Genomic DNA, 26,166 nt, shown 5'->3' on the forward strand with positions numbered 1-26,166 from the left:
TTCTTATAATAACTGAATTTATGAAATTGTTAAAACTCGGTGAGTTACGATAGAATATTTAAATAAGATGCAAGCAGGTCATAGAACGTCTGATAATAAAAACAAATTTTTTAGGAGGCTGGAAAATGAGTTTACAATGGCTGGAATGGGCGCAACGGATCCAAGCGCTTTCTCAATCTGGATTGACTTTCGCAACCGATGTACATGATCTGGAACGATACGAGGAGCTGCGTAGCATCAGTGTGGAAATTATGTCAGAGCACACAGGAATAGAAATGCAGCAGGTGAAAGATTTATTTGCGGTGGAGAAAGGGTACCAGACACCAAAAATGGATGTGCGCGGTGCTGTTTTTCAACATGGAAAAATTCTGATGGTACGAGAAAAAATTGACAGCAAATGGGCGTTGCCTGGTGGATATTGCGACATCGGCTTGTCTCCATCAGAGAACATTACTAAAGAAATTGAAGAAGAATCCGGCTTTATCGTAGTTCCGACAAAAATACTGGCTTTGCTGGATATGAGGAAACACGCGCATCCTCCGCAACCCTTTCATTATTACAAAATTTTCATTCGATGCGAAATTGTGGGCGGTGAGGCTAAAAGCGGTGTCGAAACGCAAGGAGTAGATTTCTTTCCTGAAGATGACTTACCTGACCTTTCATTAAATCGAAATATCGCATCCCAGATAAAGCTGCTTTTTGACTTCGAGAGAAATCCGGCAAAACCAACAGTTTTTGAGTAATTTGGTAACCCACAAATTTAAGACCTGTTATTTCTCTAATCCAGAACTCATTCCACTATCACTTCTGAAGGTAGAATATACGAAAAGTCTTTTGGCAGATCGAAGGGAACAACCCGGACTTGATCTCCTTCTTCCAGTTCATCAAAAGAACGGATTGAGCCTTTAAAAACTGTGCCGTCAGTTAAATGCATTTCAATAAGCGTTTCGTCTTCTGAATCATTCGAAGAGACTTCCATAATAAAACTCGAATCTGTCTTTTCTGTTACGGTTCCTTCATAGCCTCCACATGCTGATAAAAAAACCGTAAGAATTATCAGTATACCAAGCATTTTCATCACCGTTTTCCACATCCAATTTACTTAGATTTATACAGCAACTTACTTGTACCATTTCGGCTTTATGTCAATGAAATAATCGTGGTCATCTAAAAACGTATAAATCTTATCGAGCGCATTATCCATATCCTCAGGAAACGTGTTCAAAGTCCAAACGACTGAAGAAAACACACACATCGCTAAATACAATGAATACAATCTCCAGAAATCTTCATCGGGCTCTGCCCCATTAAAATAGCCTTTTATTTGGCCGATGGAAAACGGAATGCTTATTCCACGGCTAAAAATCCCGATTTTGAGAAATTCATGAATGGGGTCTCCCCAATCGTACCTTTCAAAGTCTATAACACCAACGAACTGCTGATTGTGCAAAATCAAATTGCTGAGATGAAAATCATCATGCTGGAATACATTCGGCCGCTGTTTCATAAGATGAAGGTTGGCGTCGATAAAATCTATAATTTTTTCATCTTGTTCGATTTTCACACCGCATGAAAGATATGCTTTCATATAGCGTTTATGCTTTTCTGTTTTTCTTCTATACCAGGAATCGATATGCACAGGCGCTTCAAGCTGGTGCATTTTTCGCAACTCCATGCCTGCCTTATAACCGATCGAAAACTGCTCTTTTTCTGAAGTTATTAAAATTTCACTCTCTCCATCACTTCCATCTATGTAAGTAACGATCATATATCCGAATTTTTCTGTTTGGCCAATTGCTATTGGTTTGGGGCAAGCGACACCAAGCTTCTGCATTTCTTGTAGAATAGTACTCTCAAGTTTTTTCACGTCGAATTGTTCCAAGCTAAACGTTCGAAGCAATAGTTTGTCATTGCCTACAGGCATATCAATTAAGTATTTGTTGTCTGATGAAAATCCTTTGTCTATTTGAGTGATCTTTTGGCAATTTCTGATTTCTGGAATTTGTTTAATCAGGTTTATTGTCATAGAGTTACTCATTTATTTAACTGCAATTCTAGTCGAATGTCTCTGCAAACCTTTACTGCCTCCTCGGCTGCGGAATCAATGTAGTCTAAAATTTGCTCCATGGAATATACCTCCAGCTCACTTGCTAGTTCATTCCTCGTAAATATAAAATCTTTAGCCGTTTCCTGCTTGAATTCTTCAAGATTTTCAATCTTAATCTCACTTATATGAGTCGCATACAGAAAGGATTCTATCAATTCATCTTTCAAAGCGTCGCATCCAAAATGGTTAATCAATTTCCCATTTAATTTTCTAAAATCGCTATGCCATTTTTCAAGCAATTGAGGATCAGCATCTGTTCGGTTTTTGAAGTCGTTTTTAAAATAAACCTGCTTTAGCCAGACATTGTCGGAAATAAGATGAATCAAGTATCCAAGTCCATATTCTGTTTGAACATCTCGTGGATATTTTTTAATAAACCGCTTGTAATTTACGTGCCGTGTACCATCATCCAAACTTCCTTCATAAAAATGCGAAGCTGATTTTCTTTCAGTTGTATAAGCAGCATCAGGCGCAATTCCTCCTAACAGAAATAGTTGCTTATCCACTATGGCCAACTGCTCAGACACCTTATCAGCAATGAGCAAGTGCATCATTCTAGAACCCATTGTCTTAACTCCTTTCACAGAAATTTTCTAATTAATATCCCCTAAATAAACCGCTTCTTTTTTATTCTTTGCATAACTTTGAATCAGTTTGCAAACACCTTTTGGATAAATTCGATAATCCTTCAGTTGGGAAACTGTCAGCCACTCGATCCCTACTTGATGCGAGTCCGGATTGGTTGGAGCAGACGCTGCCACTTGTTCTTCCAGCAGGTGGCAAACGAAGTAATATTCCACCTGATGAACACCGCCATCGAAATGAGCATGCTCATGATTTTTGCCTATGTACTCCCGAATGTGGAGAAGTTCTTTTACTTCGACGTTGCTTCCGATTTCTTCTATGCATTCCCGCTTCACTGTGTCTGTCAGAGTTTCCCGATAATCTTGGCCGCCACCTGGGAAAAGATAAAAGAATCCTTCATCGTCCTGATTTTTAGTCATCAGAACCTTGGACCCTTGAATAATGACTGCCTTTGCCGAATTTCTAATCCCCATCCATTCTTCATTCCAATCCGTTCGTATTTAACAATTTCAATGGGTTCAATTGTATTTCTCAATTTCCTCTGGACTTATAAAAGGTTTTGAGAGAGCTAGAAATCTGATTTTTGACCCTGATTCCAACTCCTCTATTTCGAAATTATGATTACTCCACCGCAATGTGAAAGTGGATAAAACTCACAGGAACAAAAGTCTTTGAATACTTCCTGAAGTTCATCAAATACAAAATAAAATTCGTCCGGATCCCAAATAAGGGTTGCTGTTATTTCTGCAAATCTCTAACTCTTCGCGTGTTTGAAAGGCAATGTCGCCGATAACGATTTCGCCTTGTTCTGAAAGAATTTCCAATAGATTTTTTATAAGTTGAACTTTGTCCACGTCTGTTAAGTGGTGCAAGGTATATGTGCTGACGACAACGTCATATTCTTTCTGTTTCACAGAGTCCGGCAACCCTTTTGAAATGTCCCATTCCACTTTCATCACTTCATTAAAAACCATGTTCGATATATCTTTGTATCCAGCAAACGGATACAAGTTGTTGTACTCGCTCACTTTAACCGTTCTGTCGTATTCGTCTGCCCATAAATCAAATCCTCGATTATTTAACAGGAATGATCACCCTTCCAATCGTTTGATGCTGTGAATAAACCTCATTACATACTTATATTACCATTTAAAAACAAGATAAATAAATTAAAATTTCATTTGTTTGAATTATTGGTATTTTTGCATTAAAGAAAATGTAAACATACAAAAAATTTAATTGGATATTTCGATTAATGTTTGTAGTACTGATAATATTCGAGAGATTTGTGAACATAAGTAGGATTTCTTTAGGGCCGATTTTATTCAAAGAAAAAAGCCTTCTTAACAGAAAGCTTTCCCTACATAATTTCGGCGAACTATTAATGACTTAAATTATACTACTGTACTCTTCTTTATTCTCAATCCTATAAAGGAAAATCTCATTGGTTAAACTTGAGATGGAAATAAAATGCTCGCGTGTTTTTGGACCAAGCCCTCTCAATACTCCTTTTACATATCCAATCGGAAAAGTCTCATTTGTGCCAAAAAACTTGTGACAGTTTCTGACTCGATCAGTTTTTTTACAATCTTGGATCGACAGGATCTGATTCCATCGCAAGTGTCCCCAAGCTGCATTCGTGGACCCGTTCGATCGTATCTCCGCTGGTATAGCGAAGCAATCCTTCAACTCCAAGTGCAAATTCTTTTAATGCCATCTTCTGTTTTTTGCCAGTATTTCTGTTCTTCAATCGTTCTAAGTTTTTGCCTTCTACATAATCCATTCCGTAAATGATCCGCAAGTATTTGCGACCCCTGACTTTAATGGCAGGCTGCAGCAGTTTCCCTTTGTTTTTGGCAATAAAAAATTCAGGTTTGATGATCAGTCCTTCGTGGCCGTCTTCTGTGATTCTCTCCCACCACTCAATTACCTCATTCTCGCTTGCTTCATCTGTTATTAGTTTGAATTCTGTTTCTACAAATAATTGAGATTGGCTGGCAAGAAATTGATTCATCTCCATATGCCAAGCATGAGGTTTGTCGATAAAAGCCTTGTTGCTGTGTGCCAGCACATGAAATGGCGCAATTTGAATAGAATTGATCGAGTCCACATTCCAACAGTATTTCTGGAACACTTCATTGAATTCGTGCGCGTTTTCAAGTTTCTGCTCATACTCCTCAAGCCACAGCTGCAAGCCTTCGTTGGTTCCGAGCGCCGCACTCAGCTTCTTTTTCAGCAGCGAGCGGTCGACCAATGCATTTTCTGCCACATGTGCATACTGGCTGCTGATGAGCTCTTTCGCTTTTAAGTTCCACGGCATAATTTCTGCATCCAGCAAAATATAATCGGTTTCGTACTGTTTGAAATAATTCATGCCAATTAAGTCTTTGTTCAACTGTACGAGAAGCCGTTCTTCTGTTTCACTATCAAAAAACCGCTTTCCGGTTCTGGTGTAAATGGTCCCCAGTGATTCGATTCCAGTATGCTTTAACGCTGCTTGTTTGTCTTTAAACAAGAACAGGATGCCGCGGCTGCCCATGTGTTTTTTCTCTGCAATCATCGTCTGGATTCCGTTGTTTTTAAAATACTCCATTGCTTCTTTTGGGTGTTCCAAATAATCTGCCAGTCCGGATGCGTTTGGTGTCGGACTCATCGTTGGCGGAATATAGACCAATTGTTCGATTGGGACCGTGAAGTGGGAAACGGCATCGATTGCCGGTTTCACTTGTTCTGGAAATATTTTCACTTCACCCAGCGCTTCTGTCAATACAGAATACCCGTGGATAAACTTGGCAAGGTTTGGCGGATTTAACCGGTTTTTCTCCCATTCAGCCAATGGGTTTTCATCCGTACCGGAATAATCTTGCTTGGCCTTTACTGCTGTGAATTCTCTTTCCGGATATCGATAAGCCGTCAGTTCTCCGCCAAAAACAACGCCCTGGTCAATATTGATGGTGTTATTGATCAATAGAGGCTTGGGTTTTGGATCATGCCCCCAAACGATCAGTAATTTGTTTTGGTGAGCCACTGTCCAATCTTTTCGCACCGGCTTTCCTGTGTCACTAAACCCATCCGTATCTCCGTAGCGGCAAAAATCACTGATTGCCTCAGATTGCTTGCCGATAAATGCATCTCTGATTCCTGCATGTGTACAAACCAAAACTGGTGCTCCATTCTTTTTGAAAACGTAATGGGAAGGGGCTTCCAGCAAAAACCGATGCAGCTGCCGTTTGAGTTTTTGAAGTTCAGTTTCCCCGTACTGTGTTTCATAGGCAAGAAATTCTTCTTCGACCTTTTCGTCTCCATGTCCCAGTACCACTTGCCTCCCTTCCAGCCACCTGGCAATTTTCCAGCCGTGGTTGCTGTCTACCATCAAAGCAAGCTCTTGCTGAACGTGTCGATAAAAGAAGAGCATCGTCTTGAGTGACTCGGGTCCCCGGCTCATTACATCCCCGACAGAAATGAATTTCCGGCCTTCCGGATGTACAAAAAATCCATCTTGATCTTCTTGATAGCCAAGTTTTTCAAGCAACTCCATCAACTCTGTGTAACAGCCGTGAACATCTCCAATAATGTCGATGCCTTGTCCGATATCTTGTTCAATTCGGCTTGCACGCCTGAAAATTTCTATGCCTTCGCTTTCTTTTACCATATACACAGATGCAAAGCCTTCTTTTTTTATGGTGCGCTTTTCATTCCTGAAAATTTGAAACTGCTGTTTGATCCGCCGTTTTCCGCGTGGGTTGTCACGCACTTCGTCTCTGTTGACCAAAATCTTTTCAGGAACGTCAAAAACAATGGCATGAATGGGAACATGATTCTTCTTCGCTAATAGAATATACTTTTTGCGGTCGTCTGAATGAAGATGTGTCGCATCAACCAGTACTACCTTGTTCAAGCGGCATCGGGATTCGATAACAGAATCCATCATCTCGAAAGCCTCTGTTGAAATTTCCTGATAGCTGTCCATTAACCCTGCAGCTTCATCCTGAGGACGATTTCGCCAATCGATAAACGCTTCGTCACTGACCATTACCCTAAAATCATCTGAGCTGACGACTTCTGAAGGCAATATTGCTTTTTCTTCGATTAATCTTTTCAATAACGTCGTTTTCCCGCTATTTGATGGACCAATTAATAAAACGATCCCTGAATGAGGCAAGCCGATTTTCATGAGTTGTTCACCTTCCTTTTAAACACACACATCTGCGTAGGGAATCCTTGATTCAAGTTTTCTTCACCAATTCCACTAAATTCGAGCTCATACAAATCAAGGTGATTCCGGGCCTTGCACCATTCCTGGAACTCCTGACGCGTCCATTCGAATCGATGGTCGTCATGCCGGAAGTGGTCTTCCATGTCATAAATTTCGTTATACTCCTGATTTGGTGTAGTAATAATAAGCGATTCTGGGGCATACAAGTTTAGAATCGTATCGAATGCTTTTGGCAGCCGCTGTGCGTCTATATGTTCAATCACTTCGCATAGGATAATCAGGTCTTTTCCTTTTAAGCGTTCGTCGTAATAGAATAACGAGCCCCATAAGGTAGTGGGTTCAATAAAGTTCGACCGGTCTTTCACTTTTTCAAAACGCTTGACTGCTTTTAAAGTCGCTGCTTGAGAAGGCTCTACTGCCAGGACTTCTTGAACACCGTTGATAAAGCCCAACTGGACAGCCAGTTTTCCTTCGCCAGAGCCAAAATCCACAATGCTATTTGGCTTTAGCAGTTTGGCAGTTTCCACAATTTTTTCATAGCGCATTTCATTCAATCGTACTTTTCTCACTGGTTCTTCCGGTTTTTCTTCTGTTTTTGGGCTTTCTACCAGGCTGTAAATTTCTTTAAAGCGAAGGGCCTGACGGTAAATCATTTCCCGCATCGGATGCTCTTCCAGCCAGCCATCTCCGTACCGTTCCAGTTTTTCAATCTCTTTTTCGTCTATGAAATAATGTTTGTAATTGTCTATGACCGGAATGAGAACAAACAAATGACGCAGAGAATTTTGGAGGGTTTGATATCCGGTTAATGTGAGGGTGCGGACAGTGCTGCTTTCTTTCAACTGAAAAGAGTAGTGTATCTCAGGACGTTCAATATCTACTTGGTATCCCATAGGCTCGAACAAATCCTTGAGCTGCTGATCCGATAAGGTTGAAGCAACCGGCCCTAATCCCAATACGAAAGGGAATTCATGGTCAACCCACTGAGCATATTCTTCTTTTGGCTGGCCATTTAATGCCGTACCGAGCGCAGAGCGAATAAACGAACAAAAAATACTGCTGACAGCAAATTCGCGGTCGTTAATATAATGCGTAATATCAAAGGAATTGGACTTGTTTTGCATCAATTCCAGTGGATCTGGAGTTACAAAAACCGTCATTTCAAGTTCTTTATCTGCAAACTTGCTGTAAAACATTCGGACCAAATGGCCCTTTTGGTTTCGCTCGTATAAATTTTCCGGATTTTTGGACACTAAATATGAAATGGCTTTTACATTGTCACCGGTTGCCCGAATCGTCAACTGCATACTGTATTCTCCTTCGGATTGATCCTCTGCTTTAATGCCTTAAACATATCATAAAATTTAGAAAATATATTCATATATTTAGTAATAATTTCATCTTAAAAAGATTTCGAGACGTTCGTAAAACCCATTGCACTCCTATTTTCAAAACGTAGTCCTTATGCTCGGCTTAAATAATTTCTCCAATAAACCAAATTTCCCCTTCATGATAATAATCATCGTCTGTAATCACTTCTTTGCAGCCGGTAAAAAACAAACTTTCTGGAATGGTTAACGCCCATTCGGTTGGAATGTTCCTGTCTGACGGAAGCTCCAGCCATTTTTGTTCCTCACTATTTCTGCTAAAAAACCCTTCAAAATGTTCGTTGCCTTTAAAAACAATAAGTTGTGAATCCCACAACTTGGGCAAATCTACTGCCACGACTACTCGGTATGTTTCTTCTGTATTCGGTTTCTGTTTAATTAAATACTCAGCTTGATCTATCAAGGTTTGGATGCACAGCTGCCTAACTTTTTTAGGTGTTTGAGTGGAATCGATAAAACTTTGATCCACTGGCAAATGAAGATGCCAGTAGCCATGGTAGAAATGGGTTGGAAACTCAGCAGTTTCTTCTTCTATTCTTCGTTTCATCTGATTCGACTTCCTTTTTATCCCACGGACTTTTTTCTCACGCATGTTCTTTCTCCTAAAAATTATTTGATAAAACTAAAATGAACTATAATTTCATTGATCCAGATAAGGTGACCGAAATTCTTCTATGTATAAACCTTCGATCCTTTTCAGTCTTTTAATAAGCTCCTCTGTAATCCCTTCTCCTACAAAATACATATAATAATCAGTTCCGAAATGTATTTCGAATTGGTTTTTGGCTATAAGTTTACCCCAGACTTCTTCCCGAAGAATCATCTTAACCAGCTCTTTCACCATTTTTCTAAGAATGGCTTTTCCTTCTGTTAGGTTCATTTCTTTTACGTTAAAATGATTCTCTAAGCCTATTATCCTCAAATGAGTACTACCTGTTTCCTGCATAAGCGATTCAACGGCGTCGATATATTTATCCTCTGTGATCAAGTACTGCTGCATTGTAAAGGTTTGACCATAAAAAGATTTTCCAACATCTGATATACTGGTCCATTCTTCAACTAATGTGTAATGGCCGTTTGCATCCCTGTTCAGTGGATTGTATTTTGTTATACGTATAGAGTTCATATTTATCTCCGCTCTTTAAAACTAAATATATGAAAAAAGAATGAGTTACATTAAATTATTGTTGAATAATTACAGGTTATTTTTTGGAAGTTCGAAATCAACTTTTCAAGAAAGATCTTTAAGAATTAATCAAAACGATATTTCCTATCATTTTGAGGTTTCCATTTTCAACGATTAGTCCGTCTCCATCATTTCCTGCGTAAACAAGGGTATTCGTCTGTTTAGCATATTGCTGCACTTTTCTTATATATTCACTGGTCCAGCGATTATAGTGAGGTAAAAATTCAAACTCTGTAAGGTTTAAACTTTCTAACTGTTCTTCATTCTCCCCTATAAACAGCTGAAAAAGTTTAATAGACTTGCCCAGTTGAACCGCTCCTCCACTTACCCCAACGATTGTTCCACCTGCTTCTGCATAGTCTCGCAGTACTTTTTTAAAATTATGCCGCTCAAGCGCTTTACTAAATTCAATTGGATTTCCAGCAGCAAGATGAATGATGTCACACTGTAACAAATCCTTTATCTTTGAAGAATCAAACCCATCATAAAGGTCAAAAAACATAACATCTTCTATTCCGTAACTTTGGTAATACTGTGTTTTTTTAAGAAAGTGTACTTTTTCTTTATCTTCTGTGGAAGGAATATAGCCAATTTTTGTATTTTTAATATCTAATCCATTAAAAAGAAAACCATCCATTCTTTTGTTTCCAGTTGATTCAACAACTTGATCGCTATAAAAGAACAACCTTGCCAAGTAGAACACCTCGCTCTTCCAAAAGTCTTTTCCATATTCTAAAGTGTCTTTTTCACAAACTCATGGAACAAGTCTTCTTCCTCAGAAAAAGGACTGTGATTGCTCCATGAAATTCAGACAGACCTGCTCATTGAAGATAAATAAGAAATACATGTTAAACGTAGGAAAAGTAAGCGGCAATCAAGCTGTCTAGTTCTGTTTCGAAGATCCATTTCTCCCACAACTTCCCCGCCACTCTTATGACTTTTTATTCAATTATACAATATATGTAAAAGTAATATTGCAGTTTTCAAAAAAAGAATCACATCGTTCATTTTCCTTTTTAACTAAATTTATTTTTACATATAGTTGGTTATACTTAAAATGGAAATGAATTAACAAATTTAAAATTATTAAAAAGTTGTATGTATGAAATGGAGGGGGTTCTCCTGGGGCAACGTAAAATTTATAAAATATCAAGACTATTGATAATTGTGTTTCTGAATTTTGGACTGTTATGTTTATTTTTATGCTTGCTCGGATTAAGAGACACTATAGAAAACGGTTTCCTGGAAACGATTAAGATGATAGGCATCACCATACTGTTACCGTTGCCCTTTATATGGTATCCCATTTATCTGTGGAACAAAAGAAACGAAGGCAGAGGTTTTTATTGGGATGACGAAGGAGTAGTCATTTACTTAAAAGGGGCAAAAGTGTATTGGGAGGAAATAGAAAGTATTAAATTTAGTGAAGTATGGAATGATTCTTTTACGAAATCTACTGTTATATACCCTCATTATACGAATCACGAAAAAATACGGCTTCGCCGAAAAAAATGGATGCCAACACCTGGACACTCTATTGATTGGATTTTGATCGAAAAGCCAAAAGAATATCATGAAAACCTGTTAAAGGCATGGAAAGAAAAACGCAAACTGCTCCAATAAAAACTTATAGATTACCAGTAGAAAAGGAGGCATAAGACAGTGGAAAAATTCCGCATGAGCTCTTCAAAATATAATTTTCGAGGAGGAAAAACAATGACGATTATATTAAAAGTAACAAAGGAATTTGATCAAAGAAAGCTGGCTGCTTTATATGAAGATGTAGGATGGTACGCATACATTAAAGATTTAAATCAATTAGAGAAATCACTATCAAATTCCCTATATGTTTTATCTGCATGGGAAGATGAACAGTTAATTGGTTTGATTAGAGTCGTTGGTGATGGTTTTACAATCATCTATATACAAGACATCTTGGTAAAAAACAGTCATCAAAATCAAGGAGTTGCGACTGGTTTAGTAGATCAGGTTCTAGAGAAATTTAAAGAGGTTCGGCAAAAGGTTCTCCTGACAGAAGAAGCTCCGAATGTTCGGCATTTTTATGAAAAGAATGGCTTCGAATCTTGTGACAAAGGAACACTTGTCGCATTTGCAAAGATGAGTTAGCCACTACTTGTGTGATTAGTTAAAAAAGCAAGCGCATTCGGATAGATACGAATGCGCTTGCTTTTAATTCTGTTGGTAAGTGATTCTCATTAAACTACTACTGTGCAAAATCCTCTTTTTACAGTCAATAAGTCAACTTAAAAATTTCTTTCCCAGCCATCGTATTAAATCTTTTTTCATATCTTCAGAAAATGAATGGTTGATGTTTTGATATTTTTTAAACGTTATATCGCTTGATATTGACTCGGCTACCGAATAAGCAAAATAATCTTCCTGTCCCTTTATTGAGACGATACTGTCCTCCTCACCGTGCATTAAAAGGATGGACGAATTTCGATTAGTTGCTCTCACTGGATCATAAGCAATTAGCTTCCGCATTTCTCTAAGCGATAATTCTGGACGATGATCATTTTCTCTAAAGATTTTTTCTGATAATAAAAAAGAGCCAGACCCGTTAATATTGATTAAGCCCGCAAAACCCGTAAACTTTGCGTGGATTCCTGTTGCTATAAACCCTCCCATCGAAATACCCAAAAGTATAACTTGTTCATTTGAAATTTCTAAATTTTGTAAGAGAATTGGCATTTCATCTATACTCTTGAAGATCGTTTCCCAAAAATACTCTTGAACTGCTGCATTGTTAAAATGGTTATCTAGCTTGTTTCTGCTGTCGTGAAAAGGCAATTCGGGGACAATCACCCCAAAACCAAATGATGAAAGAAATTTTGCAAAATCTTCATAATTTTTGGTACTGGACCCCCAACCATGAAAAATAACAATAGTTTTACCGGTGCTTGGATTCTCAGCAGGAAATACGGAGTATGGTGAAGGGAAAATTTTATGATTTCTCAACTTAAGTTTGCTCCTTACTAAATTCTATTACGCAATGAATGTCATTCCAAAACTTTAATCATGTTGTATCCTGTAACAGCAAAACCAAACTTTTCATATAGTTTATGTGTGCCTTTGTTAGAGCCAAAAACATGCAATTTCAAAAAATGAAGTTTTCGCTCTTTCTTCCATTACTCAATCAACAACATCGTTCGGTACCATTTCCCATCGATTGATAGGCGTCGAAAACGTAAATTTCATAAAGAAAGGCACTATACTTCTCTTGATCTGACTTTAGCCAAACGTAGTCAATGACGTCAGTGTCTTTATTAATTGTATAGAGCCAATGGTTTTTTGTTTCTTTATCCTCCGGTAGCAGTGCTGCTAATTAGTTTCTTGATTTGGCAGCAAAATCATCTGTTGCTTTATAACTATTTAAGCAAATTTTATGTATTCTTTTAACGAACCCTAACTCCTCTTATACATTAACTCTTATGAACTTAGTTTTCTGCTATTTTCTTTAGCTCAACTGCCCGCCCCATGATGAATTTTCTCATATAGTTTTCTAAAAATAACCTATCAGCTATATATCCTAATGGACCGAAAGGAGCTTTGTAACTAAACTTATCAATCATAATTGTTCCATCGCCACTTTCTATAAATTCGTGTGTATGGGTAAATGAATGAAAAGCACCTTTCACCATTTCATCTGTAAACCAGTGAGGTTTCTCCATCTCAACGATTCTGGCTGTTAGCTTTTGTCTTACGCCAAAGTGAGTGGCTTCTCAAGTTACAAAATCGCCTTTCTCCATTAACCCGTTTGTCACTCCTGCAATTGCCCGCTCTTTCGTCTTTGAAGTAGTCTCAGTGTGAACATCGACATTTCTCGTAAGATCGAAACATTTTAAGATAGGTGCTTGAATATAAATTTCATGATTTATGATAGGCATTTGGAGACCCCTTTCCACTTCAGTCCTTTAGACACTTCAGTTTCCATATATCACTAAAATTAATTTATACGATTCGATATTCAATAATTAATTGCTGACTTTTATACTACCATTCACCCTCATATTGTAAAAACACCAAGTGATCGATTAGTGGAAGACGTTAAATATTTTGTCAAAGTAAAAAGAGCGAGAAAATTGCTTTTTGGCAATCTCGCTCTTTAAATTCCATACTGTTTTCTAGTTCACAAACAAGAATAAATAATTCCCATTGCTATTGGCATTTTTAGAATCTACCGCTTTGCTGTAATCTACCCACTTTACCTTTTTATAACGTTGTTCGACTTTATGATGAAGCTCTTCTTCCGTGCTCATGATTGTGAAGACTACTTTTTCATAAGGTAGTTGAAAGTGATTCATCGCTGCAGTTACAGGAGAATCGGCCAACAGCAGTTTGCAGAACTCATCTGCCGTTGCAGCTTTTTCTGCCAATCCATTTTCTGCTTGTACAACGTATTCATAAATTTTCTTTTTTCCGATAGGAAGTTTTGCAACTTCACTCTTCCACAAAAAGTCCATTAATCGTTCATTCATACAACTCTCTCCTTGTTTCCTTGATAGGGTCAATTCCAGCAAAGCTGGGTCGCTTTTCTTAAACCTGTTGAGTAATGCGATCAGCTGCCTGGCGTGCGCCGGAAATGTTTCTGGCGATCGGCCCGATTTCCAGCTCTGCCAATGCCCCCATGACATAGAGGTTATGGGCCCATTGAAGATTTTTGGAAACGATGGGATATCCGCAGTTGGCGCATTGCAAGTGGTTTTCTTTTATCGCTGGTGCCAGCCACTCTTTCCCAGGCAGCGTTGTTTGAAAGCCAGTAGCTAATAAGACGGTTCCGCTTTGCTGAAGCAATCGGTTAGACTTATCGTACAGGTTTATCGCACCTTTCTCAAACCTGCCGAAATGGACTTCGCCATCCGTTGTGAGATTGGGATTTTTTCGCACTTGGTGAAGCAGTTTGATGTACAAGTCACGGGGAATGGATCCCTTATAACGCGCTGCCTTGATTTGCTGTCGCCGTTTTTGGTAGCTGTGTGTTTTATGGAAAGCCATTTGCTTTTTGGGGCCGAGCCATCCTGGATCGCTATCAAAGTCATGGATGCGAAACGAATGGCGCTTTAGCAGCGTTACTTGATTTGGAAAAAGCTTGTTTAACTTGAGAGTTAAATGGACTGCCGTGATGCCTCCGCCAATTACGGTGAATGGTGGTTTTAGTTTCTCTAATCTCGGAAGGGACATGTCGAAAATGTGGTATATCGGTGCATGTGTACCTTCCTGCAAAACGTCTGCCCACTCAGGCAAATGCAATTGTTCGTTATTGCCAATCGCCAAGATCAATTGCTCACTTTGCACCGTTTCGCTGTTACTCATATTTACTTGCCAACCTGTATTCTTTCGGCTAATAGATTCAACAGATCCCTTTTTCCAGCATTTCTTCAGTGCCAATTCTTGAATCATGCAAGTGCAATGTTCTTCAAACAGCAAAAGAGAAGGACGTTTAAATCTTCCAAGAAAAGAAGCACTGTCGTCAAATTCATTGTCTTTCGCAAAAGCTCCCAGTCCAAATGGATTTACATCCAAGTGATGGACTCCGGGTGATCGAAGAAAAGGCATTGAAATAGTGTTAGTACATCGGTGCCAGTTCGCTAAAGGCTCTGCGTGCCGGTCAATTATCAATAATTCTTCCACCTTGGCTTTCTGTTTTCTGATTAAATAACTAGCCATGGTTATTCCTTGAATTCCACCGCCCACGATTATCCATTTAAACATCGTACCCCACCCCATTTCCCATCTTCTCAGTATTAGTCCATCCCCATAAAGCGTAATAATTACGATTTATTAAATATACTCTTAAATTTACCACTTCTTTCTTTCACAAACAAGTAAATTTTTTATCCCATTGCATTGTGCTAAGTACTTGTTTATGTTATTTTTAGAGTGACCGTTATATCTAATTTTACTGGAGGGATACGATGAGTTCCAAAAAAGAAGATTTGCTCGTAACCGCTGAACGTCTTTTTTACAGCCATGGGTTTCACGCAATTGGCTTGAAAGCGATTGTCCAGGAAGCTGGCGTCGCGCTGATGACACTGTACAATCATTTTAGCTCCAAAGAAGAACTTATCTTGGAAATTCTGAACAGAAGAGAAAAGGGTTACTTCGATTTATTGGAGGAAGCTAAAAATAGCGAAAAAGGATCTATTGAGAATCGCCTTGCTGCTGGCCACTTAGTGTGGTTAAAAAATAGTTCGCCTAACGGTTGTATGTTTTTGCGTGCTAAAGAAGAGTTTGGCAGTGCTCCAGATCAATTGATTGTTCAGAAGGTTTATTCCCACAAAGAAAACTTGCTTCAGTTTTTCCAATCAAGTGGGCTCTCCACTTTGACCGCTTTGCAGCTATCCCTGTTATTTGAAGGAGCCACTTCCCTATCCGAAACCATAGAGATCGGTAAAGTTGAAGATTCCTTCATCCCTTTAGTGCAACACTTAGAAGTAGGCTGACTGCTTACTTTTTTTAACCCAAAAATATAGTGACCGTTCTATCTATAATTAGGAGATGAAAATATGTGGAAAATTATTATGCCTGGCATTGCCATGGTCGCTGTCACTTATGCTTTTGCACGATACAGTTTTGGTTTGTTTTTGCCCGACATCAGTTCGACTTTGAATTTATCTGAAAGCCAATTGGGCTATGTAAGTTCGGCAGCCTACATTGCTTATACACTCGCTTTGCTGACGTCTTCACTATTTATTCATAAACTAAATGCGCGAAACGTAATTCTACTGTCTGGTGGTGCTGCCTGCCTTGGAATGATTGGGATGGCAGCTTCCCAAGGATTCTATATGCTGGCTTTCAGCGCTTTTGTTGCAGGATCCGGCAGCGGATGGGTTTCACCGACATTTAGCCAAGTGGTGTCTTATACAATGAAATCGAATTTGCGGGATAAGGGCAACACGTGGATTAATACGGGTACGAGCTTTGGAATTTTTCTGACGGGTCCTGTAGCTTTACTATTTACAGACCAATGGAGATGGAGTTACGTGCTATTTGCAGTTCTTGCAACCGTGGTTTGCTGGTGGAATGCATCTGTAATTGAACAAGAAAAACAAACCCCTTCAGTAAGAAAATCGAATAGATTTAATTTGAAATTATTAACAAAGGCACGATTTTTGATCTTGGCATCTGTCGGAATCGGTTTCAGTTCTTCTATATATTGGACCTTTTCGAGAAGTTACGTTACCGTTGTTCATGGCCTTTCAACAAATGAAAGTGTGGTTTTCTGGATCATCATGGGAGGCGCAGGAATTCTTGGGGGGATTGCTGGAGCCATTATTCAATCCATTGGACTAAATCAATCCTACCGATTGGGCGTTGTGGTTGTCTCTGCTTCTATTTTCTTGTTAACCATTTCCAATCAAGAAGCCATCTACTTCTCGGCCCTGTTATTCGGAATTTCTTTTATCTTCATGACGGGCCTGTTTATCGTTTGGGGCACACGCGAGTTTTCAGCTTCACCTTCTATTGGCGTCAGCATCTCATTTTTTTCACTGGGCATTGGCCAATCAGCCGGATCGATGGCTGCGGGCATGTTGATAGAAGAAATTTCATATCCTTTTGCCTTTAACGTGTTTGCGATCGTTGGGCTCTTGTTTCTTTTTTGCAAAACGAAAATTTATTCGGAGTAATGAACAAACACTTCACCGGTTAAAATTTGTAAAATATTTCATTCTAACACGAAACTTTTTTCGAAGCCAATCGCCATAATAAGAGATGCAACCACAAACAATCATTAGTGTTTGAAGAGGAGGATCGTCATGAAACTGAATCGTCCTTATTTTTACGTAGTCTTGTTTACGATATTGCTTGTTTTTTTAGTCGGACTCGATTATATAAATCACGGTTCGTTTGAGTGGTTTAGCAACATTACACTATCTGCAGTGATTACGCTCTTTTACATCATCTTTACGGATAAATATTATAAAAAATCTTCAGATTAAAAAACTGTCATGATCTGTTTTGAAAGTGACACATAGGTTGAAAAGTCACTTTCAGAATTCTTGTACGCTCCTTCATTAGTTCCTTTAGAGCTAGTTTTTACTCTTAAACTCCTGCTTGAGCAGCGAATACATAAACAAATCATCAAACTTTCCACACGTAAATTCATAGCTTCTAAGCAAACCTTCCTTTTGAAACCCGTGTTTTTCCACCAACTTTTGGGAAGGAGTATTGGCCGGTTCGATTAAAGCTTCGATTCGCTGCAAATTCATGCGTTCAAATCCATATGCTAAAACCGACTGGAAAGCTTCACCTGCAATTCCCTTTCCCCAGTACTCTTCACTCAATTCAACTCCGATTTCCGAACGATGGTGCTGAGACTTTACATTTAAAAACCCACAACTGCCAATAACTTTTTCCTGGCCTTTTATCGTAATGCCCCATCTAATTCCAGTATCTTTATCGAAAATTGATTTATACCAAGAAATTTCATCGATTGCATCTTGCCGTGATTTGAAGGCTTCAATTCCCATATGCTTGGTTACTTTTTCATTGGACAAGTACTCAAGTACATTTGCTGCATCTTCTTCAGTAACTTGCCTTAATATCAATCTCTCGGATTTAAGTGTGGGAAACTTATTTGTTTGGTCCATCGGTTCCTCCTTGACTAGTAGTAACTTACTCAACCACCAGTCGAATCCATTCTGTTTCTTCAAGAAAATCTTTTCTTGTGAATTTTTGCTTTAACATCTTTTGGCGGTATGAAGTAATGGTCCCATCATGTGTAACGACATAAACTTTGTGGCATTTGAAACTTTGGCAAAACCCAATAAACTCTTCAGCTAAGTTAGCAAACTCATCTTCAGATAGCGTATTAATGCCTTCTGACCATAAGGACAAAGACAGATTTGGTGCAAGAGAGAAATTAGGAAAGTCACTTTGAAGCCGCTTTAAATCAAGCAATATATCGCATGGTAATGTAACTGCATTTAACCGCGTTGGAAATATGCGTGGTGCTGCCAAAGGATGGATAATTTTTTGGCACGCTATATCTGCACTCCAAATCGTTGCCGTTTGAAGGGTTCTTAAAGTTGGACTGACAATTAATACATCTTCAGCAGTTAACGAAAGTGTAGAACGCAGTTTTTCAGCTTGGCTGAATCCTTTAGCTGTCAATGAAGGATTGGCCAGTTGAAGGCTGTCTGGCAAATTCACAGTGTGTTCACCTTGCCCATGGCGAATAAAAATCAATTCCAACTTTACATCCCCAGTCTATGAGTTTAATTTATCCAATACTTCTTGCAGGGTGGATTGGCCAGAAATTGTCGGCTCTCTTCGTAATGCGGCTTTCAGCGCTTTTTTGATGTTTTTTTCATTTTCTGGGTCAGCTAAGGTCACGACCGTGTTCGCAACAGCGCATCTGACTGCATAAGAAGGATCGCTCAATAAGTTCAAGAGTGATTGCAAATGAATTTGGGAACCCAGCAAGTACAAACCGGTATAAATCCCCACCTTGGTTAAACTGCTCTTTTCCTGTTGAAGATGCTTTTGTAGTACTGGAATGGCAGTTGCGGCTCCAATTTTGCCAAGTCCTGCTGCTGCATCTCTCCGGACAATTTCTTCCTCATCACGTAAGGATTCAATAAGATATTTTTCTGCTCGGACGTCCCTCAACTCACCTAACCCTTCTACCGCTGACATGCGGACCAGCTCGTCTGAGTCTTTCAATCGCCTAATGTGGGCAATAAAAACTTCTTCTCCCGTGTACCCCCATAATGCTTCAAGAGCCAAATAGCGAATTTCTTCGTCCGGATCTTCTGTTAGTGGCAAAAGTGTGGATTTAATCATCGGATGGACAGGAAGTCCTCCCAAACCTTCTATAGCCATGATTCGTACTTCTCGATCCTCCTCTTTTGCATATTCTGCTATTCTTTGAAAGACATCTGGTCCACCTCGAGCCAGCAACTGTTCAATTGCCATCCTTTTCTGTTCAACTCTCATGATTGTAGTGTTCAACTCCTCTTTTAAGCTGCTGTAAAGAACACCATAAACAGGCTGAACAATGCAATAAAGCATAACGTAATAAAAACCATCTTTTTCCACCGTTCGCTTTTAAAATAAAGATTCCACAACAGAAAATAAAGCACGCTACTGATTAGAAGAAACACCAGGAATCCACCGACATCTTTAATTTCATGTGCATAAATAGACAGAAGTAATCCCGAAAACAGAAACGCACCATATAAATTCATAACGCTTCTTATGCCAATTTGTTTAATTGAATTAGTTTTTGCGTCCGAATTGGATTGCATTTCTCACCTCTTCATCGACCTTTGATGGTTATTTATACGAAAAGCGGAAGAGGATAGTTTCATTTTTTGCAAATTGCCCCAGGTATTTTGCTTCGGAGTATCACTTTCGTCCTTATCCAAATAAAAAAGAAGAAACTTCATTAAGAAGCTCTTCCTCTTTGCTAACTAAAGCATATAGCTCTAGTATGCTTTTGCCCAGTAAACCAAATCTTTCGCCATTTTTCCACAGCACACACAACTATCAGATACAGCTTCTTCATCAAATGGAATGCAGCGTGAAGTCGCCTGCGTCTGTTCTTTTATTTGATCTTCACATGCTTGGTCGCCGCACCACATCGCTTTGATAAACCCTCCGACATGGTACAAATTCGTTTTAAACTCCTCCATATTCACAGCAACGGTTGTTTTGGCTAAGCGATGTTCCAATGCTTTGTCGTACAACGAGCTCTGGATCTCCTGAAGCAGCCGGTCGATTGTTGTTTCGATATCTTTGTTTTTTACATCAATTTTCTCTCCTGTATCTCTTCGGACCAACACCACTTTCTCGTTTTCAATATCTTTCGGACCGATTTCCAAACGAATTGGAATTCCCTTCATTTCGGACTCGCTGAATTTCCACCCTGGCTTTTTATCGCTCGCGTCTATCTTGACCCGCAATGAAGTTTGAAGCGATTGGTGAATGGCATAGGCGGCATCCAGCACGCCTTCCTTATGCTGCGCGATTGGAACAACGAGTACTTGAGTTGGCGCTATAGCAGGCGGCAACACCAATCCTTTGTTGTCGCCATGGACCATAATCATCGCGCCAATAATCCTCGTCGTGAATCCCCATGAAGTTTGGTGAACCGGCTCTAACTTCCCTTCCCTGTTTAAAAACTCGATTCCAAATGTCTCCGCAAATCCGGTACCGAAATTATGTGAAGTACCGGATTGAAGCGCTTTTCCGTCGTGCATCAAACTTTCAATCGTGTAAGTAGACTTTGCTCCCGCAAATTTCTCTTTGTCCGTTTTCCGCCCTTTGACTACTGGAATTGCCAGCACCCGCTCACAAATATCGCCATAAACATCGAGCATCCTAAGAGTTTCTTCCTGAGCTTCTTCTTCTGTTTCATGGCACGTATGCCCTTCTTGCCACAGAAATTCGAGCGTCCGCAAAAACGGCCTGGTCGTTTTCTCCCAACGGACAACGTTAGACCACTGGTTATACAACTTTGGCAAATCGCGATAGGAATGAATGATGTTTTTATAATGTTCTGCAAATAAAACTTCTGAAGTCGGTCGGATGCACAAGCGTTCTGCCAGCTGCTCATCTCCCCCGTGCGTGACCCAGGCCACTTCAGGCGCAAATCCATCTATGTGATCCTTTTCCTTTTGAAGCAGGCTTTCCGGTATAAGCAATGGCATGTAGACATTTTCATGGCCCGTGTTTTTGATTTCCTGGTCAAGCGAAGCTTTGATGTTTTCCCAGATGGCGTATCCGTAAGGGCGGATGATCATAGAGCCCCGTACGCTCGAGTAGTCAATCAGTTCTGCTTTGGTGACAACATCTGTGTACCATTTCGCAAAGTCTTGATCCATGTTGGTAATTTGTTCAACTAATTGTTTGGCCATGTCCATTCTCCTTTTAATAAATATTTTGGAACACAAAAAAGCCCCACTTTAAACTAAGGGACCTCTGGAGGCGGTACCACCCTTATTTAAAGCAAAGCTTTACTCTCGAAATGGCTAACGGCATCAACCGCTGTATTTTTCAATACAGAATATGAAAGGCAGGTTCGACAAATGTACATTGGATATCTCGCAGCTTGCAATATCCTCTCTGAAAAAGTACAGCTTGTTTACTAGTCCTTAAACGTGCGAATGGAATGCTATTTGTATTTTATACAGATTAATTGAAATAGTGAAACAAGTCAACACCAATTAGATGATCCTCTGTCAAAACTAGTTGTATCTTACTCTTCCCAAGTTTTTGAGTAGTGAAGCATTTCTTCTTGGCTCATGCCCATGTGTTCATAAAGCTTTTGGGCTTGGACATTATCTGTTGCTGTTTCAAGCGCGACAAAGCGGGCATGATTTTCTTCGCAGTAAGCAAAGCTTTTCTCCATTAACCGCTTTCCTGCGCCTTGCTGGCGAAATCGTGGATCAACATATAAATCGTTGAGGATATAAGCTCTCTTCAAGGAAACAGAAGAAAATACTGGATACAACTGAACAAAGCCAGCTGCTTCGCCTTCCACCAATGCAATAAAAACAATCGACTCTTCTTTTGAAATGCGTTCTTCCAAAAACTGTTGTGCTGCTTGTTTATCTTCTTGCTGACCGTAAAATTGCCGATATCCATCAAATAAAGGAACAACCCGCTCCACCATGTCCAGTGTGACTCTTTCTATCTGCATGCTATTGCCTCTTTTCTTTTATTAGTACTTCTGTAATATATAGTAAAATAAAGTAACGTGTTTAGAAAGAGCAAAATTTGGATTCAACGGTTTCTTTATTCCCAACCAAAATACCCCAAATGGACTTGTTGAGTCCATTGGGGGTATTGATCAACTAAAATTAAGCAGTCGTTAATGCATTTACTGCCAAAATAGCATCTGCTATTTGTTCAGGTGTAAGTTCTGGATTCATGTTGTGCGTGGTTTCGCCTTCCACCGTTGCCAATTTGCCGATTTCCAACAAATCTTCATAAGCAACATCTTCCAAATGAAGATCTTTTAAGGTGGTTGGCAATTCAATTGCTTTAAAGAAGTCAGCATAACGCATAATCTCTTTTTCAGAATAGCCTTCAAGGACCAACTGCGTCAATACTCCGTACGACACTTTCTGGCCATGGGTCAATTTGTGAATATCCCCTTTTAAGGCAGTAAATCCGTTGTGAATCGCATGAGCGGCAGCGAGTCCGCCATTTTCAAAGCCTATGCCTGACAATAACGTATTTGCTTCAATAATCGCTTCCACTTGTGGTGTGACAATTTTTTGCTTGGCTGCTTTGAATGCCGCGATCCCTTGATCAAACAAGATTTCTTCTGCTTTTTCCGCGATTGCAATGGCTGCGAGCGTTGCTTTCCCGCCAGCCATGGTATTGGAATTGCGTTTTTGTGAAGCTCTCACTTCAACCAATGTCGCCATCGCATCACCCATACCGGAAGCAAGCAAGAAGATTGGTGCGCCTACCACTACTTTGGAATCAATTAACACCAATTCCGGGTTTTTGTTATAGAATTTATAGCCTTCGAATACGCCTTCATCCGAATAGATAACAGAAAGTGCACTTGTTGGTGCGTCTGTAGATGCGGTCGTCGGCGCTACAACTACAGGGATTCCTAATGCATCACCCACAGCTTTTGCCGTATCAATGGTTTTGCCTCCGCCTAGGCCAATGACTACGTCTGCTTTTTTATTCTTGCCGACTTCAGTCAGACGAGTAATCTCTGTATTGGATGCTTCGCCTGTAAACTCTTCGTAGATGTAAGACGTATTTGCTGCTTCAAAACTTTCTTTTACAGTATTTCCGGTAATTTCCCAAACAATGCTATCCGATAACACGAGTGGAGCTTTCCCGATTTTTGCTACTTCTTCACCAATTTCGCCAAGAACCCCAGCACCTTGGATATATTTTTTAGGTGAAATGAATACTTTCTTTTGCATAATGTATTGCTCCTTTCAAATCTTGTTATTATAGTCCATTCAACTAATCGCTCTAAATACTATCGTTCCCTGGAATTTAACTGGGCAAACAAAGTATGTTTTCAAAATGGCAGTAAAATGAAACTTTATAAGAAATGAAACGATATGATTACTATAGGTTTTTTCGAAGGAGGATTTGTCACTATGGCAACTGAAGTGCTGGTTCCACTTGGTTTAATGATTTTTTTTCTTATTTTGAGCTTTATTTTATTACGAGGAAAAGGCGCATTTTTGATTGCAGGATATAACACGATGCCGGCGGAAGAAAAGGCAAAATATGATGAGGTAGCTTTGTGCAAAGCGACAGGAAAAATGATGCTTTGCATTACGTTTTCAATGGCCTTTATTTTCTTAGGCGGATATCTCCAAAAAAATTGGTTATTAACCGTTGGGATTGGTTTGATGATCGCTACCATCGTAATTGCATTGGTTTATATGAATACAGGAAATCGATATAAAAAGAGCGGTGGTTCCTAAATTTAAATTAAAAAATGAGGACATCCGATGATTCTGTCGAATGCCCTCATTTTTTATTTTTTTGCTCGGTTTTAAGATGTTGATTTCCGTGAAATGCTTGTAAAATAAACTCCTTTGCTGGAACTTCTAATATTTCATACCCTAATAAAAAATCGTGATTGTCGTAATATATGCTTTTTAACTCGATATTCTCTTCTCCCAAGAATAATAAATGAATTTCTTCATTTGACCATTCATTTCAAACTCTTCATCGCCAATTTCCTGCTGAATAAAACCAGTTTTCTTCAACACTTTTTGAGATGCTATATTAATAGTGGTTGTTTTTGCATAGATTTTCGTTAAGCAAGTTTATTGTGATCTCCATAACGTTCCTCTTTCAAACGTTTAGCAATAAAACTCCGCTATTACTGTGCCGCGTATACATTTTCTACCCTCTAAGAAAGCCGCCTTCTGAATTGATAATCTGTCCGGTGATCCATTGTGCTTCTTCACTGGCCAGAAATGCGATAATGTTCGCTGCATCTTCAGGTTGTCCGATTCTTCCAGTTGGAAATTTGGGAAGCAAATGCTGCCGAATGTCATCCGTCATCCAAGTCGTATCGGTCGGCCCAGGATTAACCGCATTGACTGTAATGCCTAATTTCGCAAGGTCTGATGATAGCGAAACCGTAAAGGCTGAGATGGCCCCTTTAGTTGCTGCATAAGCCAACTCCTCGGGCATGGGACCCAGACCTTGCCCAGATACTAGATTGATAATTCTTCCAAACTTATTTTCACTTTTTTGGAATTGCACCGCAAACTCTGTACAAAGCAAAGATGTTGTCCTGACATTCACACTATAATGGTCATCCAATATTTTTTCAGTAAGCTCCATGTAATTTGAATTGGTTGAATAGGCCGCATTGTTGATTAAAATGTTAGGTGATCCCAACTTTTCATTCACGGAAGACAAAACCGTTTTGTAAGCACTTGTTTCAGACAAATCTACCTCTATAAACTCACACTGCACACCCATATCGGTAATTTCTGATTTGAAGTTGTTAGGGAAACCAAAGTTTGATTTCCAGTGAGTGAAAAATAGATCTACACCCTGTGACGCCAACTTTCGACAGACTGCAGCCCCAATACCTTTTGGATTGCTAACTCCTGTTATAACCGCGATACGCTTTTGTTGTTCTGTCACGATTGAATCCCTCCTATGAGAAAACGCTCCAACCTAATGCAATTTATAGATAGATATTGATTTTTACATCTCTAAAATACATTTTCTTATACTCTTTTTTAATGACGAAGCACCAGAAATATCTTCAATAACTATGTAAAAACTTTTTAAGAATTTCTTACAGTTCGAGTACAACTTCCAGTAATTTTCTTCTTCTATCACTTTGTTTAATTTTTCTAACTCTAAAGGAATATCTTTTGCCAAATTCTCAATCTCTACAGGATCTAACCCGTTGTTAAGTAGTTCAAGAATGGGTACAAGCAGTCTTTCATCTTCATCATGAATATATACATGGTGAGAGACAGAAGCTTTGTTCCAAAGCGAATTTAGTATTTCTGAATACGCATCTGTTTTAATGTTTTTATTTTTTATAAGCTCATCAAATGCATCCGCAGCATGTGCCACACTGTGTGCCCACCCTTTTCCATGAACAAAACCTCTCAAATCGTTTTCTTGTTCCATGTAGGACACCAGGTTGTCTTTTACTTCCAAAACCATGTGTCTTGTTAAAAAACCATCTTCATTATCTCTATATAAAATTAGTGCAATTAATAATGACGTGAAAGAGCGGGTAAAAACTGTATCTGATCTTACTTCCCTTATGCCTTTGAACAGCATACTGCTGCCTAAACAAGAGTTCAACATTTCAATCAATAGCTTATGTTCAATTTTCTTGCTTAGTATTAATTTGCTAAAAGTCCCGTAAATCAGATTGTCACGCAACTCACTATCGGACGATCCAATATGTTCCATCATAGATTTGATTATTAAAAGTTCATTTTCTTTCTTCCAGCTTTGTTCTCTCTTCTGCAAAGCTACCAAAGTTTTCTTTAGTTGATTTGCCTCCATCGGAATAGTGTCAAAAAGAGTAGTCATAAGTCACCTCTCTCAACTAGTGTTATCATAAATAACCCATAATTTTTAAATCTATTTCATCAATTTTGACATCTTCATAAAAGTCTCTAGTCGCGTTTTCCTTCTCTGTTTCTGTAATTGACTTTTTTCCTGCAAGGAGCTCTCACTTTTT

Annotated in this window: 28 protein-coding genes, 1 pseudogene and 1 other annotated feature; of the genes and pseudogenes, 7 read left to right on the forward strand and 22 right to left on the reverse strand. The window is 39.2% G+C overall.

The window, feature by feature from the left end; translation table 11 throughout:
- Positions 1–125: 125 nt before the first annotated feature.
- On the forward strand, positions 126–743 hold the full coding sequence (locus AC4EG4_RS06250) for an NUDIX hydrolase (protein ID WP_490987268.1): 618 nt from the start codon (positions 126–128) through the stop codon (positions 741–743).
- Positions 744–790: 47 nt separating this feature from the next.
- Here AC4EG4_RS06250 and AC4EG4_RS06255 read toward each other — a convergent pair whose 3' ends face one another.
- The 10 genes from AC4EG4_RS06255 to AC4EG4_RS06300 all read right to left on the reverse strand — a co-directional run bounded on the left by AC4EG4_RS06255 (position 791) and on the right by AC4EG4_RS06300 (position 10,185).
- Positions 791–1,078, reverse strand: a complete 288-nt coding sequence (locus tag AC4EG4_RS06255; RefSeq protein WP_490987269.1) for a hypothetical protein — start codon at positions 1,076–1,078, stop codon at positions 791–793.
- 42 nt (positions 1,079–1,120) lie between these two features.
- Positions 1,121–2,026, reverse strand: a complete 906-nt coding sequence (locus tag AC4EG4_RS06260; RefSeq protein WP_490987270.1) for an aminoglycoside phosphotransferase family protein — start codon at positions 2,024–2,026, stop codon at positions 1,121–1,123.
- 8 nt (positions 2,027–2,034) lie between these two features.
- On the reverse strand, positions 2,035–2,673 hold the full coding sequence (locus AC4EG4_RS06265) for a hypothetical protein (RefSeq protein WP_490987271.1): 639 nt from the start codon (positions 2,671–2,673) through the stop codon (positions 2,035–2,037).
- Positions 2,674–2,700: 27 nt separating this feature from the next.
- The gene (locus tag AC4EG4_RS06270) at positions 2,701–3,165 is read right to left on the reverse strand and encodes an NUDIX domain-containing protein (RefSeq protein ID WP_490987272.1); all 465 of its coding nucleotides are present in this window, start codon (positions 3,163–3,165) and stop codon (positions 2,701–2,703) included.
- Between the two features lie 219 nt (positions 3,166–3,384).
- A complete protein-coding gene (locus tag AC4EG4_RS06275; RefSeq protein ID WP_490987273.1) occupies positions 3,385–3,720 on the reverse strand; it encodes a hypothetical protein in 336 nt (111 codons plus the stop codon).
- Between the two features lie 554 nt (positions 3,721–4,274).
- Positions 4,275–6,866, reverse strand: coding sequence for a polynucleotide kinase-phosphatase (locus AC4EG4_RS06280; protein ID WP_490987274.1), 2,592 nt, complete (start codon positions 6,864–6,866; stop codon positions 4,275–4,277).
- Positions 6,863–8,215 carry a 3' terminal RNA ribose 2'-O-methyltransferase Hen1 gene (locus AC4EG4_RS06285; protein WP_490987275.1) on the reverse strand — a complete coding sequence of 451 codons (1,353 nt, stop codon included), beginning with the start codon at positions 8,213–8,215 and terminating at the stop codon, positions 6,863–6,865. The genes AC4EG4_RS06280 and AC4EG4_RS06285 overlap by 4 nt, the downstream gene beginning before the upstream one ends.
- Positions 8,216–8,381: 166 nt before the next feature.
- Positions 8,382–8,888 (reverse strand): DUF3916 domain-containing protein, encoded by a 507-nt coding sequence (locus AC4EG4_RS06290; protein ID WP_490978455.1) that lies wholly within the window; start codon positions 8,886–8,888, stop codon positions 8,382–8,384.
- Positions 8,889–8,936: 48 nt separating this feature from the next.
- Positions 8,937–9,422, reverse strand: a complete 486-nt coding sequence (locus tag AC4EG4_RS06295) for a hypothetical protein (RefSeq protein ID WP_490978456.1) — start codon at positions 9,420–9,422, stop codon at positions 8,937–8,939.
- Positions 9,423–9,540: 118 nt separating this feature from the next.
- Positions 9,541–10,185, reverse strand: a complete 645-nt coding sequence (locus tag AC4EG4_RS06300; protein ID WP_490987276.1) for a Type 1 glutamine amidotransferase-like domain-containing protein — start codon at positions 10,183–10,185, stop codon at positions 9,541–9,543.
- Positions 10,186–10,739: 554 nt separating this feature from the next.
- Here AC4EG4_RS06300 and AC4EG4_RS06305 point away from each other — a divergent pair.
- Entirely contained in the window at positions 10,740–11,105 is a 366-nt protein-coding gene (locus tag AC4EG4_RS06305) for a hypothetical protein (RefSeq protein ID WP_490987277.1), read from the forward strand.
- A 93-nt stretch (positions 11,106–11,198) separates the two neighbouring features.
- Positions 11,199–11,609, forward strand: a complete 411-nt coding sequence (locus AC4EG4_RS06310) for a GNAT family N-acetyltransferase (RefSeq protein WP_490987278.1) — start codon at positions 11,199–11,201, stop codon at positions 11,607–11,609.
- 132 nt (positions 11,610–11,741) lie between these two features.
- Here the strand turns inward: AC4EG4_RS06310 and AC4EG4_RS06315 are convergent, their stop codons facing one another.
- The 4 genes and pseudogenes from AC4EG4_RS06315 to AC4EG4_RS06330 form a co-directional block, all read right to left on the reverse strand.
- Positions 11,742–12,461, reverse strand: coding sequence for an alpha/beta hydrolase (locus AC4EG4_RS06315; RefSeq protein WP_490987279.1), 720 nt, complete (start codon positions 12,459–12,461; stop codon positions 11,742–11,744).
- A gap of 479 nt (positions 12,462–12,940) precedes the next feature.
- A pseudogene (locus tag AC4EG4_RS06320) lies at positions 12,941–13,390 on the reverse strand (SRPBCC family protein).
- Between the two features lie 237 nt (positions 13,391–13,627).
- A complete protein-coding gene (locus tag AC4EG4_RS06325; protein WP_490978461.1) occupies positions 13,628–13,981 on the reverse strand; it encodes a hypothetical protein in 354 nt (117 codons plus the stop codon).
- A gap of 58 nt (positions 13,982–14,039) precedes the next feature.
- A complete protein-coding gene (locus AC4EG4_RS06330; RefSeq protein ID WP_490987280.1) occupies positions 14,040–15,215 on the reverse strand; it encodes an FAD-dependent oxidoreductase in 1,176 nt (391 codons plus the stop codon).
- A 203-nt stretch (positions 15,216–15,418) separates the two neighbouring features.
- On the opposite strand from AC4EG4_RS06330, the gene AC4EG4_RS06335 reads away from it, so the two are divergent.
- From AC4EG4_RS06335 to AC4EG4_RS06345, 3 genes are all read left to right on the forward strand, one after another.
- A complete protein-coding gene (locus tag AC4EG4_RS06335) occupies positions 15,419–15,946 on the forward strand; it encodes a TetR/AcrR family transcriptional regulator (RefSeq protein ID WP_490987281.1) in 528 nt (175 codons plus the stop codon).
- Between the two features lie 63 nt (positions 15,947–16,009).
- On the forward strand, positions 16,010–17,131 hold the full coding sequence (locus tag AC4EG4_RS06340; protein WP_490987282.1) for an MFS transporter: 1,122 nt from the start codon (positions 16,010–16,012) through the stop codon (positions 17,129–17,131).
- 129 nt (positions 17,132–17,260) lie between these two features.
- Complete coding sequence (locus tag AC4EG4_RS06345; protein WP_490978465.1) at positions 17,261–17,443, forward strand: hypothetical protein; 183 nt, start codon at positions 17,261–17,263, stop codon at positions 17,441–17,443.
- Between the two features lie 90 nt (positions 17,444–17,533).
- On the opposite strand, the gene AC4EG4_RS06350 is transcribed toward AC4EG4_RS06345, so the two are convergent.
- The 6 genes from AC4EG4_RS06350 to AC4EG4_RS06375 all read right to left on the reverse strand — a co-directional run bounded on the left by AC4EG4_RS06350 (position 17,534) and on the right by AC4EG4_RS06375 (position 23,401).
- Positions 17,534–18,094, reverse strand: a complete 561-nt coding sequence (locus AC4EG4_RS06350) for a GNAT family N-acetyltransferase (RefSeq protein WP_490978466.1) — start codon at positions 18,092–18,094, stop codon at positions 17,534–17,536.
- A gap of 25 nt (positions 18,095–18,119) precedes the next feature.
- A complete protein-coding gene (locus tag AC4EG4_RS06355; protein ID WP_490978467.1) occupies positions 18,120–18,698 on the reverse strand; it encodes a histidine phosphatase family protein in 579 nt (192 codons plus the stop codon).
- Between the two features lie 15 nt (positions 18,699–18,713).
- Complete coding sequence (locus AC4EG4_RS06360; protein ID WP_490987283.1) at positions 18,714–19,442, reverse strand: HEAT repeat domain-containing protein; 729 nt, start codon at positions 19,440–19,442, stop codon at positions 18,714–18,716.
- 491 nt (positions 19,443–19,933) lie between these two features.
- Positions 19,934–21,364 (reverse strand): proline--tRNA ligase, encoded by a 1,431-nt coding sequence (gene proS / locus AC4EG4_RS06365; RefSeq protein ID WP_490987284.1) that lies wholly within the window; start codon positions 21,362–21,364, stop codon positions 19,934–19,936.
- A 53-nt stretch (positions 21,365–21,417) separates the two neighbouring features.
- Positions 21,418–21,611, reverse strand: a binding site (T-box leader).
- 94 nt (positions 21,612–21,705) lie between these two features.
- Positions 21,706–22,149, reverse strand: a complete 444-nt coding sequence (locus AC4EG4_RS06370) for a GNAT family N-acetyltransferase (RefSeq protein WP_490978471.1) — start codon at positions 22,147–22,149, stop codon at positions 21,706–21,708.
- A 160-nt stretch (positions 22,150–22,309) separates the two neighbouring features.
- Positions 22,310–23,401 carry a glycerol dehydrogenase gene (locus AC4EG4_RS06375; protein ID WP_490987285.1) on the reverse strand — a complete coding sequence of 364 codons (1,092 nt, stop codon included), beginning with the start codon at positions 23,399–23,401 and terminating at the stop codon, positions 22,310–22,312.
- 183 nt (positions 23,402–23,584) lie between these two features.
- Between AC4EG4_RS06375 and AC4EG4_RS06380 the strand changes: the two genes are divergently transcribed.
- Positions 23,585–23,917: a DUF3784 domain-containing protein gene (locus tag AC4EG4_RS06380; RefSeq protein ID WP_490987286.1), complete on the forward strand. Its 333-nt coding sequence runs from the start codon at positions 23,585–23,587 to the stop codon at positions 23,915–23,917.
- Positions 23,918–24,344: 427 nt separating this feature from the next.
- On the opposite strand, the gene AC4EG4_RS06385 is transcribed toward AC4EG4_RS06380, so the two are convergent.
- Together AC4EG4_RS06385 and AC4EG4_RS06390 are read right to left on the reverse strand one after the other, a co-directional pair.
- Positions 24,345–25,100, reverse strand: a complete 756-nt coding sequence (locus AC4EG4_RS06385) for an SDR family oxidoreductase (RefSeq protein ID WP_490987287.1) — start codon at positions 25,098–25,100, stop codon at positions 24,345–24,347.
- 63 nt (positions 25,101–25,163) lie between these two features.
- Positions 25,164–26,015 (reverse strand): DUF2785 domain-containing protein, encoded by an 852-nt coding sequence (locus tag AC4EG4_RS06390; RefSeq protein ID WP_490987288.1) that lies wholly within the window; start codon positions 26,013–26,015, stop codon positions 25,164–25,166.
- Between the last annotated feature and the right edge of the window lie 151 nt (positions 26,016–26,166).

The organism is Planococcus sp. TJ-201 (assembly GCF_058268495.1).

What these genes read in the sequence shown, in the direction of transcription:
- AC4EG4_RS06390 (WP_490987288.1), bottom strand. Translation starts at nt 26,015, where the DNA reads ATGACTACTCTTTTTGACACTATTCCGATGGAGGCAAATCAACTAAAG.
- AC4EG4_RS06295 (WP_490978456.1), bottom strand. Translation starts at nt 9,422, where the DNA reads ATGAACTCTATACGTATAACAAAATACAATCCACTGAACAGGGATGCA.
- AC4EG4_RS06250 (WP_490987268.1), top strand. Translation starts at nt 126, where the DNA reads ATGAGTTTACAATGGCTGGAATGGGCGCAACGGATCCAAGCGCTTTCT.
- AC4EG4_RS06270 (WP_490987272.1), bottom strand. Translation starts at nt 3,165, where the DNA reads ATGGGGATTAGAAATTCGGCAAAGGCAGTCATTATTCAAGGGTCCAAG.
- AC4EG4_RS06265 (WP_490987271.1), bottom strand. Translation starts at nt 2,673, where the DNA reads ATGGGTTCTAGAATGATGCACTTGCTCATTGCTGATAAGGTGTCTGAG.
- AC4EG4_RS06310 (WP_490987278.1), top strand. Translation starts at nt 11,199, where the DNA reads ATGACGATTATATTAAAAGTAACAAAGGAATTTGATCAAAGAAAGCTG.
- proS (WP_490987284.1), bottom strand. Translation starts at nt 21,364, where the DNA reads ATGGCCAAACAATTAGTTGAACAAATTACCAACATGGATCAAGACTTT.
- AC4EG4_RS06305 (WP_490987277.1), top strand. Translation starts at nt 10,740, where the DNA reads ATGATAGGCATCACCATACTGTTACCGTTGCCCTTTATATGGTATCCC.
- AC4EG4_RS06325 (WP_490978461.1), bottom strand. Translation starts at nt 13,981, where the DNA reads ATGAATGAACGATTAATGGACTTTTTGTGGAAGAGTGAAGTTGCAAAA.
- AC4EG4_RS06370 (WP_490978471.1), bottom strand. Translation starts at nt 22,149, where the DNA reads ATGCAGATAGAAAGAGTCACACTGGACATGGTGGAGCGGGTTGTTCCT.
- AC4EG4_RS06360 (WP_490987283.1), bottom strand. Translation starts at nt 19,442, where the DNA reads ATGAGAGTTGAACAGAAAAGGATGGCAATTGAACAGTTGCTGGCTCGA.
- AC4EG4_RS06345 (WP_490978465.1), top strand. Translation starts at nt 17,261, where the DNA reads ATGAAACTGAATCGTCCTTATTTTTACGTAGTCTTGTTTACGATATTG.
- AC4EG4_RS06290 (WP_490978455.1), bottom strand. Translation starts at nt 8,888, where the DNA reads ATGCGTGAGAAAAAAGTCCGTGGGATAAAAAGGAAGTCGAATCAGATG.
- AC4EG4_RS06330 (WP_490987280.1), bottom strand. Translation starts at nt 15,215, where the DNA reads ATGTTTAAATGGATAATCGTGGGCGGTGGAATTCAAGGAATAACCATG.
- AC4EG4_RS06255 (WP_490987269.1), bottom strand. Translation starts at nt 1,078, where the DNA reads ATGAAAATGCTTGGTATACTGATAATTCTTACGGTTTTTTTATCAGCA.
- AC4EG4_RS06375 (WP_490987285.1), bottom strand. Translation starts at nt 23,401, where the DNA reads ATGCAAAAGAAAGTATTCATTTCACCTAAAAAATATATCCAAGGTGCT.
- AC4EG4_RS06380 (WP_490987286.1), top strand. Translation starts at nt 23,585, where the DNA reads ATGGCAACTGAAGTGCTGGTTCCACTTGGTTTAATGATTTTTTTTCTT.
- AC4EG4_RS06335 (WP_490987281.1), top strand. Translation starts at nt 15,419, where the DNA reads ATGAGTTCCAAAAAAGAAGATTTGCTCGTAACCGCTGAACGTCTTTTT.
- AC4EG4_RS06340 (WP_490987282.1), top strand. Translation starts at nt 16,010, where the DNA reads ATGTGGAAAATTATTATGCCTGGCATTGCCATGGTCGCTGTCACTTAT.
- AC4EG4_RS06280 (WP_490987274.1), bottom strand. Translation starts at nt 6,866, where the DNA reads ATGAAAATCGGCTTGCCTCATTCAGGGATCGTTTTATTAATTGGTCCA.
- AC4EG4_RS06260 (WP_490987270.1), bottom strand. Translation starts at nt 2,026, where the DNA reads ATGACAATAAACCTGATTAAACAAATTCCAGAAATCAGAAATTGCCAA.
- AC4EG4_RS06350 (WP_490978466.1), bottom strand. Translation starts at nt 18,094, where the DNA reads ATGGACCAAACAAATAAGTTTCCCACACTTAAATCCGAGAGATTGATA.
- AC4EG4_RS06285 (WP_490987275.1), bottom strand. Translation starts at nt 8,215, where the DNA reads ATGCAGTTGACGATTCGGGCAACCGGTGACAATGTAAAAGCCATTTCA.